The following is a 16,924-nucleotide window of genomic DNA, read 5'->3' on the forward strand; positions in this document are numbered from 1 at the left end:
TCAATTTAAATTGGAAGGGATTTTTTTTATGAAAGTACCCGATTAAGCTTGGCGTTCAACAATTTGTTCAATTGAAGATAGTTGACGATTTCCTCCAAAATCTCCGAGTTGTCCCCGTTGTGATCTTGGGTCCTTTCCTGTAATTTTTGAATTCGATTTTTGATCAGGTTACACCGTAAGGTAAGAATAGTCTCCCCTACCAATTGGGCCACACCCAACTGTTTTTCCTTAGGATAGATTTCCCTTCGTTCCCAATCGTGCAATACATACTGCTCTTCCTCCATCAAAATGGATGAGACTTCGGAAACCATATCCTGATTCAAGTCGGCCAAAAAGGTCTTTATTGAAAAATCTTCATTTTCATTGAGGTTCTCGATCAATTTGTAATAAATGGACTTGAACTGTTCATTGCTAAGTTCGATTTCATCTTCCTGAAGGTCCAAATACACCTTTTCGTATACTTTGGCCTCTACAATTTCAGGTTCCAAAACCAGCTCTCCATCTTCGTTTTCCTTCAACACCAAGTCTTCAAACTCCTGTTTTTGGTTCCCGTACAACAGCAGCATTTCAATAATCTTTCGCTCCAACTCGTATTGCACATCCACCTTTTCTACCACTGGGTCGTTCTTGACCACTTGAAAGGCTTGCTGTTCCTGCTTTATTTTTTTGGAAGCCTCGTTTACCTCTTTCTTATTGATTTGCGCCAAGGTGTTGTACAGCACTTCTTCGGAAATCTGCATGATCTTGGCACACTCCTGAATATAGACCTCTTTTTGGATTCGGTCCGGTATTTTACTGATACTGTTTACGATATCCCGAATGGTATCGGCGCGCTTGATGGGATCATTGGCAGCTTCCTTTACCAATAAAGATGTTTTGAACTGGATAAAATCCTTTGCGTTTTCTTCCAAATAAAGTACTAGGTCTTCATAGGTATTGCTCTTGGAAAAACTATCGGGATCCTCCCCTTCAGGAAAGGTGCACACCTTCACGTTCATGCCCTGTTCCAAGATCAGATCGATACCACGAAGGGAAGCACGCAAACCCGCCGCATCCCCATCAAAAAGTACCGTAATGTTCTTGGTAAGCCTGTTGATCAAGCGTATCTGTTCCGGGGTCAAGGCCGTACCGCTCGAAGAGACCACATTCTCCACACCACGCTGGAACATCTGGATCACATCGGTATACCCTTCCACTAAAAAACAGTTGTCTTCCTTGGCTATGGCCTGTTTGGCAAAATAGATGCCGTACAACACCTTGCTCTTGTGGTAAATATCGCTTTCAGGTGAATTCAGATACTTGGCCGCCTTTTTATCATTGGTCAAAATACGTCCTCCAAAGCCCAATACCCTTCCACTCATGGAATGGATGGGGAACATGACACGTCCTTTGAAACGATCGAACTTCTTGGTTTCACCACCCGTTTGCTCCTTTACGATGGTGAGCCCGGTTTTTTCCAAAAAATCCAATTGATACCCTTCATCCAGAGCGCTTTGGGTAAACGCCTCCCATTGATCCAAGCTATACCCCAACCCGAATTTTTTGATGGTCTCATCCGTAAAACCGCGCTCCTTGAAATAGGTCAGACCAATGGCCTTACCGGGTTCAGTATCCCACAGGGTCTGTTCAAAATATTTTTGGGCGTATTCCGAGACCAGATACATGCTTTCCCTCTCATTGGCCTGCTCCTTTTCTTCACTGGTCTGCTCAATCTCGTCTATCTCAATGTTGTATTTTTGGGCCAGATATCTTATCGCTTCCGGATAGGTAAAATGTTCGTGCTCCATTAAAAAAGCCACCACGTTGCCCCCTTTTCCACTGCTAAAGTCCTTCCAGATCTGCTTTACCGGAGATACCATAAAACTTGGGGTACGTTCATCGGTAAAGGGGCTGAGTCCCTTAAAATTAGACCCCGACTTTTTCAACTGCACAAAATCCCCTATCACCTCCTCTACCCGAGCGGTTTCATAAACTTGGTCTATGGTGGTCTTTGAAATCAAGTGCGAATAATAAACTAGCTGTTAAAGGTAAATAAAAACAAAGTTTTGGGGAATCCAATACCAAGTTTCCCCTTCAAGATTTAGTAACTTAGAGCAAACAAATCGCAGTAGCTAACACTATTGCCCCTTGTAGCTTAAGTTAAGAGTAAAATAACAGCAATATGACCCAAAATTATTTCAGGAACATATCCATTTGGACCACCTTCGTTTTGGCCACCGTGGTAAATGTTTATGCCCAAATGGCCGAAAAGGCCGAACCCGTTTTCATGAATGGTGAGACCCAGGTGGTAGAAGCCTTTGCCAATCCGGACAATTGGATTAGGGAAGACCTTTGGGTTGAGACCGAGTTCGATTCGGATGGGGATGGCAAACTGGACCGCATGCACGTAGATGTCACCCGACCTGTGCAAACCGAAACCGAAGGTCTTAAACTTCCCGTGGTCTATGAGTCCAGTCCTTATTATGCTGGTACCGCTGGACTAGACGCCGATATTTTTTGGGACGTAAAACACGAACTCGGGGAACTTGGCAGACCTAGACAACATCCAGAAGTAACCCGAATCGGGGAGCGCCCCATCATTTCCAATTCCCAAGTCCAAACTTGGGTGCCTCGTGGCTATATTGTGGTTCACTCCTCTTCACCTGGCACGGGATTGTCCGATGGCTCTCCAACCGTTGGAGGGGATAATGAATCCTTGGCGCCCAAAGCGGTAATCGATTGGCTATGTGGTAGGGCCAAGGGGTATTCCGAACGCAATGGCAATGAGGAAGTGAAAGCTTTTTGGTCCACGGGCAAAGTGGGCATGACAGGAACATCTTATAATGGCACACTACCACTTGCTGCGGCCACAACCGGGGTAAAAGGTTTGGAAGCCATCATTCCCATTGCACCCAACACCTCCTACTATCACTATTACCGATCAAATGGGTTGGTACGTTCACCAGGCGGTTATTTAGGGGAAGATATTGATGTACTCTATGATTTTATTCATAGTGGGGACGAATCCAAAAGGGCATGGAGCAATAAAGTGATCCGAGATACGGAAATGAAAAATGGTCAAGATCGTATCACCGGGGATTACAATGATTTCTGGGCAGGCCGTGATTACTTAAACGACATGAAACCGATGAAGGCCGCTTTGTTGATGTCACATGGATTCAACGATTGGAACGTGATGCCCGAACACAGCTATCGCATTTATAACAAGGCAAGGGAAATGGGACTGCCTGTCCAGATATACTATCACCAAAATGGTCACGGGGGACCACCTCCCATTTCCATGATGAACCGTTGGTTCACCCACTTTTTGTTCGGAGTGGAAAATGGAGTGGAAAACGACCCAAAAGCGTGGATCGTTCGCGAGAACGATGCGCGGGACAACCCAACTCCATATAAAGATTATCCTAATCCCGATGCATCCAACGTTACTTTTTACCTAACCAAAGGAGCCCCAGAAAAAGGAATGCTAACGACCAAAAGACCTGAAAAGCAAGGCACGGAAACCTTGGTGGACAACTATTCCTTTAGTGGTTCCAGTCTGGCCCAAGCAGAATCCACCAATCATCGGTTGCTTTATGTGACTCCTATTTTAACAGAGGACATCCATATTTCCGGTATAGCCAAAATCAAAATTAAATTGGCAAGCAGCAAACCGGCAGCTAACCTGTCTGTTTGGTTGGTATCATTGCCTTGGAGCGAAGGACGCGGCTCTAAAATCACGGACAACATCATTACCCGTGGTTGGGCCGATCCACAGAACTACAAGTCGCTGACCAAAAGTGAGCCCTTGGTACCCAACAAGTTTTATGATATGGAATTCAGCCTGATGCCCGATGACCAAATTATCCCGAGAGGGCAACAAATCGGTCTGATGATCTTTTCCAGTGACAAGGAATTTACGCTTTGGCCTGAACCGGGCACCGAACTAACGGTAGATTTGGATGGAACCGAACTTATCCTACCGGTGGTGGGAGGTTTGGAAACTTTAAAATCAATTCACTAAAAAACATTGTAAAATTATGGACAAACATACTTTTGATACATTATCCGAAGCAGTGAACACCCTCACCCAAGAAGGGTATACCGAAGACTTCGAAGCGAAGGAAAATGGCATAAAGGCCCTATACTCCAAAAAGGAATATCAGCCCGACGAGTTAAAAATCATAGACACCTATCGCTTTGAAGGGATGACCAACCCGGATGACCAAGCCACTGTTTTCACTATTGAGGCCAATGATGGCACCAAGGGTACCCTAGTAATGTCCTATAGTGCGGAACATGGTCAAAACGAGGAACTCATTCAAAAAATACCCATGAAAAAAGGGTAGAACTATCCAAAGAATTTTCCCAAGGCTGAAGGTTGGTACAACAACCAGCCTGTTAAGCTGAAACGGCTTTTGTTGGCCTGTAATACGGCATGGGGCACTTCTGCACTTTTGAACATGACGCAGCGCATGGCCAAAGGTTCCACTAAAAAACTGGAACCATCCTTTTCAAATATTTCAAGTTCTCCCCCATCCCCCTGTTGCCAACCTTCATTAAGGTAGATGACCACAGAGATCATCCTGTTGTTTCGGTTTTCAAATTGATCCAGATGTTTGTCGTAATGCCCTCCCGAAGGGTAGTGTGCCAAATGGAACTCGTACCCGGACAAACTCAAATAGCAATATCGGTTGAACATTTGGATGATTTCATCGAGCAGTTCCCAAAAATTTTGAAGATCGGAATCCCTTTTTCGATCCAACCAATAGGTAAAGTCGCCCCTAATCTTTGAGTTGATCTGGTTATCGGAATCCACACCAATCCCAGCCTCCTTAAAACTGGAGAGTTTCGAGAGAAAGAACGAGCGGATTTCGGCATATAGCTCTTCCCGAAAAAAATGGTCGATGACCACATAATCCTTATCAGAGATGTCATCCATCCAGGACAACCAATTCTCCAAGCTATGGTAGGCTTTCAACGATTCAAAATGTGCGCGAATGTAGAAAATATTTCAAAATGAACTATGGTTTTCTTACTTTGGACTTTCTCAACCTCAAGAAGATATCATGGCACAAACTTTGTTTCAAATACTTCATTATGAGAAAAATAATTCCAATTCTTACCCTAGTTTTATGTACCACAACCCTAAAGCCCCAACGTGTTTTTGAGGTGAATGGAGACTTTAAGGCCAATTTCCTGGTCTTTGTAGCGGACCGCGATTACAAGGCCGATCTTTTGGTCCATAAAGTGGATCGGGATTACAAAGCAAAAGATAATAAAGGTCTATGGTTTTTTACCAATGGGGATTTTAAGGCTGATTTTACCGTATTTTTTGTGGATCGCGATTATAAGGCCGACCTTATCATTTACTATGTGGACCGTGACTATAAAGCGGGCTGGAGAAATGAAGCCAAACGGCTTGAACTCGATTTGCCAACACGGGAATAGGTTAAACTAAGTATCTTTGTGGTACAATCCTATTCTATGATTCTTTTCTTCGGAACCAGACCAGGCAAAAAAGAAACCAAGGTGCTCCAAAATGTGACATGCCCCTACTGTCAACAAACAGGTACTTTAACAGTGGTATCCCAACCCAATTATGCCCATTTGTTCTGGATTCCCGTCATTACCCTTAACAATGCCCAATATGCGGAATGTTCGCACTGTAAAAGGGTATTTTACAAAGAGGAATTTACTCCCGAAATGCAACGTGCCCTATCTAACTAAAAAACACGGTCAGCATTAACCAACCGTGCCTTTTATTTGTATAAATGGTTCTTAAATATCGAACCGAAGGCCCAAGGAAATATTGTTCTGTTTCACGTCTGCATCTTTAAAGATGGGGTTAAGGTCGTATTTCATATACAGGAGCACCCCATCAAAACCGATATAGCCACTGACACCATAAATGAGGTCGCTGGTATTGTAGTCACGTTTTAGCTTGTCCTTAATGTGTTCACCATCCACTGTATACTTCAATTTTTGACGGGCACCCAAGTTGAAACCACCATAACCACCGATACCGACCCTGAACTGGTCATGAATGGAATAACGAATAGTGCGTTCGGTTTTTCTCAATCTTGATGGACCAAATTCAAAATGAATGGGAAATACCAAGTTGTCCATACGTAATTTGGCCTTGTCCAAATCGTATTCAAATTCCTCCAAAGTGGTTTGGTTCCCGTTTTGGACAAAGATTTGGTTGTCATCAGGTTTTAGGCCATTGAACTGGAAGGAAACCCCATAATGGAATCGCAACCAATTGGACCGATCAAAGACCCTTGTGCGCCACTGCCAGCCCATTTCAAAGAATCGACTTCCACCAATTTTATAAGGGGAATCGTTCAGGGATTGCCCTTCGATCACAGCATTGTTCAACCCTACTGCGAACACGAAATCGGAATAGGTTCGTCTGTCATATTTTATATCCCTTTTCCAACGATTGGAATTGAAGATAACGGCCGGTTTGCCATCGATCATAATGCCCAAATTGATGTGGTCATTCTCCAACGTATCCAACTCGGACAAGGTCAATATTTCCCCTTCATTTCGCTCTAGCAGGGCAATCTTATTTTCCACAATGGCCACCCGATTCTCGATGTTCAAGGCTCTTCTTTTGGCCACTTCTTCTTTCAATATTTTAGCCTCTGCTTCGGAAATATCACCCTTCTCCAATCGTCGGTTTATGTCCCGAACTTCCAGTTTCAGGGCATCCTTTTCCTGTTCGATGATGCGTTCCTTTTCTATTTTAAGGATCCTCACCTCTTTTTCATAATCTTCTTGCCCCATAATTTGATGGGAAACGAGCAATAAAATGAATGTTGCTACATAAAATGTAATGGTTCTCATGATTGTTTTTGGATTATAGATTCCCACTCCCTGCCCAACATCGGTTGGGCAGGAAACCAGGAAAATCTTTGTTGATTGATGAATAATTTTAATTGTTCCGGTCGGCCACCGCAGTACGTAATTTTAGGTAGCCATCTTTGAGTGCATCGAATATTTGGTTTCGAAACGTTTCGTCAAGTTCGTCTTCCACTTCTGCCAACAGGCCCATGGCATCCACAGAACCACTTTGGGTGAACAGCTTATCTGTCAATATTTGTTTTTGCGCGGCTCGAAGCAGCGAATCCACCTCGGCATCACTGACATTATTTTGTAACGACTCCATGACTTCTACTTGGGCCACTACCTCTTCCACCTTTTGAAAAATGAGCCCCTCCGATTTTTTGATTCGTTCATCTTCAACAGGAAGTTTGGTTTCCTGTTGCGCCAAAACAGATTCAGATTTCGGTAGTTCCACTTGTTCTTTCCGACTTTCTGGAAGGATTGGTTCTGGTTCCGATTTCGCAACCACTTCCCCAACATTCAGCTGTTCCTTTTGGATCAACTCATTGGGTCGAGTCTCAACATCATAGTTTACTTCAGTTTTCCCGGGGTTTTCTTCCACTACTTGAATTTGTGCTTCCTTGTTTGGTTCCGAGGTAAAAAACAGTATGGAAACCAATAAAATGCCAACAAAACTGGCCGCAATGGCAAGCGGATACCACTTTCTCCCTTTCTTTTTAGGTTGAACGGAAATCTGCCCCGCAATCTTTTCCCATGCTCCCGGTGAAGGGGTCATAGTGCGTTCCTCCAACGTATCCTTGATATGTTTTTCCAGTTTATCCATATCCCTTTCTTTTATTTGCCCGATCTTGATTTGGGCGACATTCCCTTTAAAGTCAAATTTTCTTGAAGCATCTTTCTGGCCTTGAACAGCTGCGATTTTGAAGTTCCTTCCGAAATCTCGAGCATTTCGGCAATTTCTTGGTGCCCATACCCTTCAATGGCATGGAGCAGAAATACAGTCTTGTAGCCCTCTGGTAATGCATCGATCAAATGCTGCACATATTCCACATCCAACAATCCGCCGCCATGGTTGGACTCTCCAAGTTGGGCATCGAACATCTCATCATCATAGACCACAAATTGCTTTTTTCGGAGGTGGTTGATGCTTTCACGCACCATAATCGTCCTGATCCAACCTTCAAAGCTCCCCAAGTTTTTATAACCCTCCAAGTTTTGGAATACCTTGATGAATCCATTGATCATCACATCCTCAGCAAAATGAAGGTCTTTGATGTACTGCCGGCAAACACTCAACATTTTTGGAGCATACCGTTCATACAACAACCTTTGGGCCTGTGGATCACCCTTGATCGATTTTTTGATCCATTGGTTTTCGTTGTTATATAAGGATATAATCTTCAAAGTCTGGTTTCAATAGTGTTTCTATTTAGATAGACGGAAAGAAATCAAGCAAAGTTGCCTGAAATTTAAAATTTTTTACAAAAAATTGATTATCAACTAATTAAAAATCATTTCTTACGATCTACCACATAGTTGACCATCAGGGTAAGGGAGCTTTTGTATTCGGAATCCGGGTAATTGTCCAAAATGGCCAAAGCTTCATCCTTAAACTCCAACATTTTGGTCACAGCGTATTCCAAACCGCCTTTTTGCTTTACGTAATCAATGACCTCTTTGACCCTTTTCTTGTTCTTATTGTGATTTTTGATGGAATTGATCAACCATTTTTTCTTATCGGGGTCACTTTGGTTGAGGGCATAGATCAAGGGAAGCGTCATTTTCTGTTCCTTGATATCGATACCCGTGGGTTTACCGATTTTTTCCGCTCCGTAGTCAAAAAGGTCATCCTTGATCTGGAAGGCCATGCCACAGAGCTCGCCAAACTTTCTAAAGGTTTCCACTTCTTCGGAATCAGGTCTTACCGAACACGCCCCCATACTGCAACAGGCAGCGATCAAAGTGGCTGTTTTTTGTCGGATGATATCATAATAGACCTCCTCAGTGATATCCAATAACCTGGCCTTTTCGATTTGGAGCAGTTCACCCTCGCTCATATCCCTAACCGCGTTGGAAATGATATGGAGCAAATCGTAGTCCTTGTTCTCCAGCGAGACCAAAAGTCCTTTCGAGAAAAGAAAATCGCCCACCAGAACAGCAATCTTGTTTTTCCATAGCGCATTGATCGAAAAGAAGCCTCTCCGTTTGTTGCTGTCATCCACCACATCATCATGTACCAAACTGGCCGTGTGGATCAACTCGATGATGGATGCACCGGTATAGGTACGCTCATTGACCTCCCCATTGAGCAACTTGGCGGTAAGGAACACGAACATAGGACGCATTTGCTTTCCCTTCCTGTTCACAATATAGTAGGTAATCCTATTGAACAAGGCCACTTTGGACGACATGGATTTGTGGAATTTCTCCTCAAAAAGTTCCATCTCATGATCAATGGGCTCCCTTATCTGTGAAACTATCTTCAACGGTCTGGTTTGGCGTTTGGTTTTGAAAGCCTAAAAATAAAGAAAATGAAACAGTATGAAGTAGGAAGTTTTAAGTTTTAAGACAGAGGTCTAAAAGTATCGATGATTGGGGTTGATGTTGGGGTAAGGGTGAAGGTGAAAAGGTTAAAAATGAAGGGTTAAAGGCAATGTCAATTGATAATTGTTAATTGACCATTGTACATTGATCATTGTTTATTCGCCAATTGTCCACAGGCCGCATCAATGTCCTTTCCCCTTGATCTGCGAACGGTTACCGTAATGCCATTTCTTTCCAAAGTGTTCTGGTACATGGACACAGCTGCATCGGATGCTTGCTGAAACTCCCCATCATCAATAGGATTGTACTCGATCAAATTGACCTTGGACGGAGCAAATTTGCAAAACTTGACCAAGGCATCCACGGCTTCTTGGGTATCGTTGATTCCCTTCCACACCACATACTCGTAGGTGATGCGATTTTTGGTCTTGCTGTACCAATATTCCAAAGCCTCACGTAAATCCTTCAAGGGAAAATTGGCATTGAAGGGCATGATCGATGTCCGAACCTCGTCAATGGCGGAATGCAATGAAACGGCCAATCCAAACTTCACCTCTTCATCGGCCATCTTCTTGATCATTTTGGGAACCCCGGAGGTGGATACCGTAATCCGTTTGGGGGACATGCCCAACCCTTCGGGAGAGGTTATCATTTCGATGGCCTTCAATACATTATTGTAGTTCATCAAAGGTTCTCCCATGCCCATGAACACAATGTTGCTCAACGGGCGGTCGTGATAGAGTCGGCTTTCATTGTCAATGGCCACCACCTGATCATAGATCTCATCCGCATTGAGGTTTCGCATCCGTTTCATGCGTGCCGTGGCACAGAACCTACAATCCAAACTACATCCCACTTGACTGGAAACACAGGCCGTGGTGCGGGTTTCTGTAGGAATTAAAACGGACTCCACCACCAACCCATCATGCAAACGAACCGCATTTTTGATCGTACCATCCGAACTGCGCTGCATCTGATCCACCCGAATGTGATTGATTACAAAATGGTCTTCCAGCATTTGTCGGGTTTCCTTGGAAACATTGGTCATCGCATCAAAGGAATGGGCAGACTTTTGCCACAGCCATTCGTAGACTTGGTTACCACGAAAAGCCTTATCACCTTGCTCCACAAAAAAATTGCGGAGTTGGTCCTTGGTCAGTGCCCGTATGTCCTTTTTTTTGGTTTCCACACTTAAAGATAATCAAGAAAAAATCCCGCTGGTCCTTAACCGAACGGGATTTTTAATCGGTAAAAGAGTTCTATTAAAGAATTAACATGGCATCTCCGTAGGAGTAAAAACGATACCCCTCCAAAATGGCCTGTTTGTATGCTTTTTTGATCAAATCGTGACCAGCAAAGGCAGATACCATCATCAACAAAGTTGATTTAGGTAAATGGAAATTGGTGATCATACAGTTGGCGATGCTAAAATCGTAAGGAGGAAAAATGAACTTGTTGGTCCAACCCTCAAAAGTGTTCAGGGTTTGTTCCGAAGAAACAGCACTTTCCAATCCACGCATCACAGTAGTACCTACGGCACAGACTTTCTTTTTCTTGGCCTTGGCCTTGTTGACCACTTCCGTGGCCTTCTCATCAATCACCAATTCCTCACTGTCCATTTTGTGCTTGGACAAATCTTCCACTTCCACAGGATTGAAAGTACCCAATCCTACGTGCAAGGTCACCTCCGCAAAATCGATTCCCTTGATTTCCAAACGCTTCAACAGATGCTTGGAGAAGTGAAGTCCTGCCGTTGGGGCAGCCACTGCACCTTCATGCTTTGCATAAATGGTCTGATAACGCTCTTCGTCATCCGGGGTAACATCCCTTTTGATGTACTTAGGAAGTGGTGTTTCACCCAGTTCCCTTAGTTTTCTTCTAAAGTCGGTATAGGAACCATCATAAAGAAAACGAAGGGTCCTACCTCTTGATGTGGTATTATCGATTACCTCTGCCACCAAACTCTCATCATCCCCAAAATACAATTTGTTCCCGATACGGATCTTACGGGCCGGGTCTACCAAAACGTCCCATAGACGTTGCTCTTGGTTCAGTTCACGCAACAAGAAAACTTCGATACGCGCTCCGGTTTTCTCCTTGTTACCGTACAAACGTGCTGGAAACACTTTGGTATTGTTCAGGACCATTACATCCCCTTCATCAAAATAATCGATAAGGTCCTTGAACATTTTATGCTCAATTTTTCCAGAATCCCTGTGGATTACCATTAGTTTGGATTCGTCCCTGTTTTCAGCAGGATATTCGGCCAATAGCTCCTTAGGCAATTCAAAATTGAAGTTTGATAATTTCATTTATGCTTTATTTGGATTTTTTAAAAGAGGGGCAAATATACAACCTCGCGATAGGGGATGTCAAGTAAATCCGTGATTAAATGAACCTTACATTTCCTGGACACCGAATCCAAGGGTTTTAAGGTCTTTCCAGAAATCGGGATAGGACTTGGAAACCACTCCAGCATCGTTTACAATCAAATCCGTTCTCATGGCAAGCGGGCCAAAGGCCATGGCCATTCTATGATCATTATAGGTATCGATGGCGACATCCAAGTTTAAATTGGATGTGGGTTGCAAAGTAAGGCTCTCTGCATCTATATCTACCTTTGCATCAAACTTGGAAAGTTCCGTTTGCAGTGCAGCCAACCGGTCGGTTTCCTTGATTGGAAGGGTATGAAGCCCTGTTAAATGACAGCCCATGCCCAATCCCAAGCAGGTCACCGCAATGGTCTGCGCAATGTCAGGGGCATTGGAGAGATCATAGTTGACTTTATTAGGTAGGTTGTCGCTTATCTTTGAAAGGATAATGGTGTTTTCCCCAAATTGTGTTTCCATTCCAAAATCCTGATATATTTTGGACAGAACGCTATCGCCTTGCAACGAGTTTTGTTTATAGGATGAAAGTTGAATCTTGGTTCCCACTTCGCACATGGCTACAATACTGTAAAAATAACTGGCCGAACTCCAATCGGATTCCACCACTAAAGTGGTGTCTTCCACCATACTTTTTGGCTCCACTTTTATCCGGTTTCCTTCAAAATGGGCCTGCACCCCAATTTGTTCCAAGAGTGCCAATGTCATTTTAATGTAAGGGACGGAGGTAATCTTACCCACTAGTTCCAATTCCAGACCGTTCTTCAAGCTAGGCGCGATCAATAGCAAAGCAGAAATATATTGACTGCTGATATTGGCAGGAAGGGACACTAGGGATTGCTCCAACTTCTTCCCTATAATCTTCAAGGGAGGATAGCCTTCATTTTTTACATATTCAATATCGGCTCCCAAGGCCCGAAGGGCCTCTACCAAAACCTTGATAGGTCTTTCCTGCATTCTGGATGAACCGGTAAGGACTACTTCTTTACCAGCTTGGGAAGCAAAATAGGCTGTTAAAAAGCGCATGGCGGTACCGGCATGGTGGATATCCACCTCACCGTTTGACACCAACAATCCTTCTTGCATCACCTCCCCATCATCTGAATTGGAAAGGTTTTCGATCTTAATATTCGGAAAAAGGGCCTGAAGCAATAAAGAGCGATTGGTCTCACTTTTGGAGCCCGTAATCTGTATTGCCTTTTGAATGTTTTTATTTGATGGTACGGAAAGCTGAAGTCTCAATTTTATTGGGTTTGAATGGAACTCCAAAACTAGAAAAAACAGCCCTAATGTCCCCTTAAGGGGATAACTTTATTTGAGCTTTTTGTTATTCTGATGACGGTCGTGGTCCCGCTTGGTCTTCAAATCCAATTTTTTGTCGAAGGCAGCTTGCAGGTCGATTCCCGTTTGATTGGCCAAACATAGGACCACAAAGACCACATCGGCCAGTTCCTCACCAAGGTCCTTGGCCTTATCAGATTCTTTTTCACTTTGCTCCCCATACCGTCTGGCAATGATACGGGCCACCTCTCCCACCTCTTCGGTAAGCTGGGCCATATTGGTGAGTTCGTTAAAATAACGAACCCCATGGTTTTGAATCCATTCATCAACAGCCTTTTGTGCGTTTGCAATATCCATTATTCCTTATTTTTTGTATCAATGGTGATAGTTACAGGACCATCGTTCAATAATTCCACTTTCATATCGGCACCAAAAATTCCAGTGCCTACTTTTTTGCCAAGATCTTGTTCTATTTTTTCCACAAAGCTTTCGTACATGGGAATGGCCACCTCAGGTTTGGACGCTTTGATATATGAGGGTCGATTGCCTTTTTTGGTCAAGGCATGCAGGGTAAATTGACTTACCACGATAATGTCTCCCCCAGTATCCAACACAGAACGGTTCATCACCCCGTCATCATCATTAAAAATGCGAAGGTTCACAATTTTTTGGGATAGCCAATCGATATCCTCCTTACCATCGGCATCCTCAATGCCCAACAATACCAAAAGGCCGTAGCCAATGGATGAGACCACTTGACCATCAACAGTTACACTTGCCTTTGAAACTCTTTGAATCACTGTCTTCATCAACGTTCCCTATATGGATTATCTTCCTCTCCCGTCAACATTTGCACATAACTTCTATATCGGCTCCATGCGATTTCCTCATGCTCCAACGCTTCTTTCACGGCACACTTGGGCTCGTCCAAATGCAGACAATTGTTGAACTTGCATTGTGATTTCAACTCAAAGAACTCCGGAAAATAATCCCCGATCTCATCTTTTTCCATATCCACAATGCCAAATCCTTTTATCCCAGGAGTATCTATGATACGACCATCGAAAGACAAGTCATACATTTCCGCAAAGGTGGTGGTATGCTGCCCTTGAAGGTGCTGTTCGGATATTTCGGCCGTTTTTAACTGCAATCCTGGTTCCAAAGCATTGACCAATGTAGACTTTCCAACACCGGAATGCCCCGCAAACATACTGGTCTTGCCCATCATCAATTCCTTAACTTTGTCCACGTTCTTGCCGGTCTTGGCCTCCATTTGAATGCAGGTATAACCAATATTCGAATAAAGATTGACGAGATAGGCCACCTCTGCCCTCTCTTCCTCAGAATAGGTATCCATCTTATTGAACAACAAGATTACCGGAATGTCATACGCTTCGGCAGTGACCAAAAAACGGTCGATAAAACTGGTAAAGGTCATGGGGTTGTTCAAGGTGACCAACAAAAATACCTGATCCAGATTGGAGGCTATGATATGAGTCTGTTTGGACAGTTTTACCGATTTGCGGATGATATAATTCTTTCGTTCACCAATCTCAGAAATAACACCAACCGTTTCATCCCCAACATTTTCCAATTCAAACGTTACATGATCCCCCACGGCCACGGGATTGGTGCTCTTTATGCCTTGGGTCCGGAACTTTCCCTTGATTCGGCATTCGTAAAACACACCCTCCGTGGATTTTACCGTATACCAACTACCCGTTGATTTATAAACAGTTCCGTTCACAATTTGTTCAAATTTTCGTTACAAAGAAACAATATTCCTTCTTTTCCGTCATATATCTTTGTTAACAGTTATCAATAATCATTAACTTATTTATTATGAAAAAAATCGTTTTTATCGCAGTGATGACCCTAGCTGCCGCGTTTGGAGCAAACGCACAAGAGTACAAGGTAATCACCAGCGTGGAATCCATTGTTCCCAACGGTCTTGGTAGATCTAGAATCATCAATGCCCTTGAAGACAAAGATTATAGGGAATTCACCAGTGTACAGACCGAGGATGACAACACCCGTAACAAATCGGACCGGAGTGAAATCCGTGTCAAGAATTTTGAGGAAACCAAATTGTTGAACTTCTACAATTTGGGAGGTATCCGTTTCCAGAACATTGCAGCCAATGACGCCATGATCACGTCTATGATCAATGATATGGTTTCCAACGGATGGGAATTGGTATTTGTGGTAAGCGGTGTTGAGAGTGAAGCTGGTAAAGGTGATGGCCAAGGTATTTTTATTACCCGCTACATTTTTAGAAAATAACCTAGAACCAAAAAAAATAAAAGGCCCTTTGGAAAAATCCAAAGGGCCTTTTTGTTTTCTGCTTTTGGCAAATATATTTTTAAGTAATCCATTTCTTTCAAAAAATAATGTTAGTTTGACCATCAAATATTAACCAAATCAAATTTTATGAAAAAATTACTTTTATTGTTTTTGCCCATTTCTGTTTTTGCCCAAACCAATCTTTATGAAAATCCTGATTTTGACAGGATTGCCCTAGATCATAAAATCATTGCCATGGTCCCCTTTAAAACCCAAGTAAAACTAAGGCCTAAACAGATGAAAGAAATGACAGATGAACAATTGGATAGGCTTGAAAGGTCTGAGGGTGAAAGCATTCAAACAGCCATGTACTCTTGGTTTTTAAAACGCAAAAAAAGAGGAGACATGCAACGCATTGAAATACAAGACCCAAATACCTCCAATGCCATTTTGGGCAAACAGAACATTGACTATAACAACCTTCGGGATTATACCCCAATGGAACTGGCAGAAATCCTTGGAGTTGACGCCATTATTTCAGGAAATTACGAAACAGATAAACCCATGTCTGAGGGAGCTTCAGTTGCTTTGGGGTTACTCATCGGATTTTGGGGAAGTACCAATAATGCCACCGTTAACATGAGTGTTCATAATGCGAAAGATGGCATTCTATTATGGAATTACAACAAAAAAGTCAGCGGTAGTATTGGAAGTAGTCCTGATGACCTCATTAACAGACTTATGCGAAAAGCTTCACGAAGATTGGCCTATACCAAAGAAAATTAATTTAAAAAGGCCCCTTGGAAAAACCAAGGGGCCTTTTTTTGTTTCAAAATTCATTAGTCTTTGATGTAAACCCTACCTCCTACAAAGGTTTTTTTGTTCACTGTTTTTGGATTTCCATATACATAAACATCCCCACCGGCCCTGACATTAATGTCCACTGCTTCGGAAGCAAACACATCTGCCTCGCCTCCCGCTGATATTTTAATGTCAGTAGTGGATGTCCTTAAATCCCTTCCATCAAAAATACCACCAGTATTTAAGACCACTGTTTGGTTCTTGGCCAAACCAGAAGCTTCCACAATACCTCCGGTCACCGCTCGGATATCCGCATAATCTACGTCCATGCCTATATGGATCTTGGCACCTTCCTGGGCCCTTAGTTCAATTTTGCTCTTCTGCACCATCTCGTTACAGGTGATCTGGGCTCCTTCGTTGCCATCGATCACATCTAAATTGGTATAATAGACTTCGATCATGGTATCCTCGCCCTGAAATTTTTTGTCCAACTGCATGCGGAGTTTCAATACACCTTTCTTATTGGTCCATGTAATGTCGTCCACGTTCCAACCTTTGATCATGATCCGGTTCTCGTCGGACTGTATCAAGTTCACCTCGATAAGATCAAATACCTTGATTTCATTAAACTCCCCAACTTCCGTATCTATGGTGCGTTGGGCAAAGGGAAGCAAGGGAAGCAGAAGAAGACTGAGTGTGTATATTTTTTTCATGATAGAGTGTTTTTACTTTTGAAAGATGACCGAACTTCTGGATTGTTACAGTCTGAAACAAAAAAACTGTTTGCATCCCGGATT

19 protein-coding genes are annotated in these 16,924 nt (G+C 43.1%); 6 read left to right on the forward strand and 13 right to left on the reverse strand.

Going from position 1 to position 16,924, the window contains the following annotated elements; all coding sequences use genetic code 11:
• Positions 1 to 26 precede the first annotated feature (26 nt).
• Positions 27 to 2,000: a DNA primase gene (dnaG, locus tag D2V05_RS14635; protein ID WP_119648350.1), complete on the reverse strand. Its 1,974-nt coding sequence runs from the start codon at positions 1,998 to 2,000 to the stop codon at positions 27 to 29.
• Between the two features lie 161 nt (positions 2,001 to 2,161).
• Here dnaG and D2V05_RS14640 point away from each other — a divergent pair, with 161 nt between their 5' ends.
• Together D2V05_RS14640 and D2V05_RS14645 are read left to right on the forward strand one after the other, a co-directional pair.
• Positions 2,162 to 4,003: a Xaa-Pro dipeptidyl-peptidase gene (locus D2V05_RS14640; RefSeq protein WP_119648351.1), complete on the forward strand. Its 1,842-nt coding sequence runs from the start codon at positions 2,162 to 2,164 to the stop codon at positions 4,001 to 4,003.
• Positions 4,004 to 4,019: 16 nt separating this feature from the next.
• On the forward strand, positions 4,020 to 4,328 hold the full coding sequence (locus tag D2V05_RS14645) for a phosphoribosylpyrophosphate synthetase (RefSeq protein ID WP_119648352.1): 309 nt from the start codon (positions 4,020 to 4,022) through the stop codon (positions 4,326 to 4,328).
• Positions 4,329 to 4,330: 2 nt separating this feature from the next.
• Here the strand turns inward: D2V05_RS14645 and D2V05_RS14650 are convergent, their stop codons facing one another.
• The gene (locus D2V05_RS14650) at positions 4,331 to 4,921 is read right to left on the reverse strand and encodes a 2OG-Fe(II) oxygenase (RefSeq protein WP_119648613.1); all 591 of its coding nucleotides are present in this window, start codon (positions 4,919 to 4,921) and stop codon (positions 4,331 to 4,333) included.
• Positions 4,922 to 5,079: 158 nt separating this feature from the next.
• On the opposite strand from D2V05_RS14650, the gene D2V05_RS14655 reads away from it, so the two are divergent.
• A complete protein-coding gene (locus D2V05_RS14655; protein ID WP_119648614.1) occupies positions 5,080 to 5,430 on the forward strand; it encodes a 7(1) septoil knot domain-containing protein in 351 nt (116 codons plus the stop codon).
• 36 nt (positions 5,431 to 5,466) lie between these two features.
• Positions 5,467 to 5,709: a zinc-ribbon domain-containing protein gene (locus D2V05_RS14660; RefSeq protein ID WP_119648353.1), complete on the forward strand. Its 243-nt coding sequence runs from the start codon at positions 5,467 to 5,469 to the stop codon at positions 5,707 to 5,709.
• 51 nt (positions 5,710 to 5,760) lie between these two features.
• On the opposite strand, the gene D2V05_RS14665 is transcribed toward D2V05_RS14660, so the two are convergent.
• The 10 genes from D2V05_RS14665 to rsgA all read right to left on the reverse strand — a co-directional run bounded on the left by D2V05_RS14665 (position 5,761) and on the right by rsgA (position 14,790).
• Positions 5,761 to 6,831, reverse strand: coding sequence for a porin family protein (locus D2V05_RS14665; RefSeq protein ID WP_119648354.1), 1,071 nt, complete (start codon positions 6,829 to 6,831; stop codon positions 5,761 to 5,763).
• 88 nt (positions 6,832 to 6,919) lie between these two features.
• The gene (locus D2V05_RS14670; RefSeq protein ID WP_119648355.1) at positions 6,920 to 7,654 is read right to left on the reverse strand and encodes a hypothetical protein; all 735 of its coding nucleotides are present in this window, start codon (positions 7,652 to 7,654) and stop codon (positions 6,920 to 6,922) included.
• Between the two features lie 11 nt (positions 7,655 to 7,665).
• Positions 7,666 to 8,235 carry an RNA polymerase sigma factor gene (locus tag D2V05_RS14675; RefSeq protein ID WP_119648356.1) on the reverse strand — a complete coding sequence of 190 codons (570 nt, stop codon included), beginning with the start codon at positions 8,233 to 8,235 and terminating at the stop codon, positions 7,666 to 7,668.
• A gap of 107 nt (positions 8,236 to 8,342) precedes the next feature.
• Complete coding sequence (locus D2V05_RS14680; protein WP_119638728.1) at positions 8,343 to 9,317, reverse strand: polyprenyl synthetase family protein; 975 nt, start codon at positions 9,315 to 9,317, stop codon at positions 8,343 to 8,345.
• Between the two features lie 206 nt (positions 9,318 to 9,523).
• Entirely contained in the window at positions 9,524 to 10,564 is a 1,041-nt protein-coding gene (gene rlmN / locus D2V05_RS14685; protein ID WP_119648357.1) for a dual-specificity RNA methyltransferase RlmN, read from the reverse strand.
• A 73-nt stretch (positions 10,565 to 10,637) separates the two neighbouring features.
• Positions 10,638 to 11,687 (reverse strand): tRNA preQ1(34) S-adenosylmethionine ribosyltransferase-isomerase QueA, encoded by a 1,050-nt coding sequence (gene queA, locus D2V05_RS14690; RefSeq protein WP_119638726.1) that lies wholly within the window; start codon positions 11,685 to 11,687, stop codon positions 10,638 to 10,640.
• Positions 11,688 to 11,774: 87 nt separating this feature from the next.
• Positions 11,775 to 13,004 (reverse strand): 3-phosphoshikimate 1-carboxyvinyltransferase, encoded by a 1,230-nt coding sequence (locus tag D2V05_RS14695; protein WP_119648358.1) that lies wholly within the window; start codon positions 13,002 to 13,004, stop codon positions 11,775 to 11,777.
• Positions 13,005 to 13,073: 69 nt separating this feature from the next.
• Positions 13,074 to 13,400: a nucleotide pyrophosphohydrolase gene (locus D2V05_RS14700; RefSeq protein ID WP_119648359.1), complete on the reverse strand. Its 327-nt coding sequence runs from the start codon at positions 13,398 to 13,400 to the stop codon at positions 13,074 to 13,076.
• Entirely contained in the window at positions 13,400 to 13,852 is a 453-nt protein-coding gene (gene dtd / locus D2V05_RS14705; RefSeq protein WP_119648360.1) for a D-aminoacyl-tRNA deacylase, read from the reverse strand. Before dtd ends, D2V05_RS14700 begins: the two co-directional genes overlap by 1 nt.
• Positions 13,852 to 14,790, reverse strand: coding sequence for a ribosome small subunit-dependent GTPase A (rsgA, locus tag D2V05_RS14710; protein ID WP_119648361.1), 939 nt, complete (start codon positions 14,788 to 14,790; stop codon positions 13,852 to 13,854). The genes dtd and rsgA overlap by 1 nt, the downstream gene beginning before the upstream one ends.
• Positions 14,791 to 14,885: 95 nt before the next feature.
• On the opposite strand from rsgA, the gene D2V05_RS14715 reads away from it, so the two are divergent.
• A complete protein-coding gene (locus D2V05_RS14715; protein ID WP_119638721.1) occupies positions 14,886 to 15,326 on the forward strand; it encodes a hypothetical protein in 441 nt (146 codons plus the stop codon).
• A 147-nt stretch (positions 15,327 to 15,473) separates the two neighbouring features.
• A complete protein-coding gene (locus tag D2V05_RS14720; protein WP_119648362.1) occupies positions 15,474 to 16,112 on the forward strand; it encodes a DUF2756 domain-containing protein in 639 nt (212 codons plus the stop codon).
• Between the two features lie 53 nt (positions 16,113 to 16,165).
• On the opposite strand, the gene D2V05_RS14725 is transcribed toward D2V05_RS14720, so the two are convergent.
• Positions 16,166 to 16,840, reverse strand: coding sequence for a head GIN domain-containing protein (locus D2V05_RS14725; protein ID WP_119648363.1), 675 nt, complete (start codon positions 16,838 to 16,840; stop codon positions 16,166 to 16,168).
• Between the last annotated feature and the right edge of the window lie 84 nt (positions 16,841 to 16,924).

Source organism: Flagellimonas pelagia (genome assembly GCF_003584135.1).
Lineage (GTDB): Bacteria > Bacteroidota > Bacteroidia > Flavobacteriales > Flavobacteriaceae > Flagellimonas > Flagellimonas pelagia.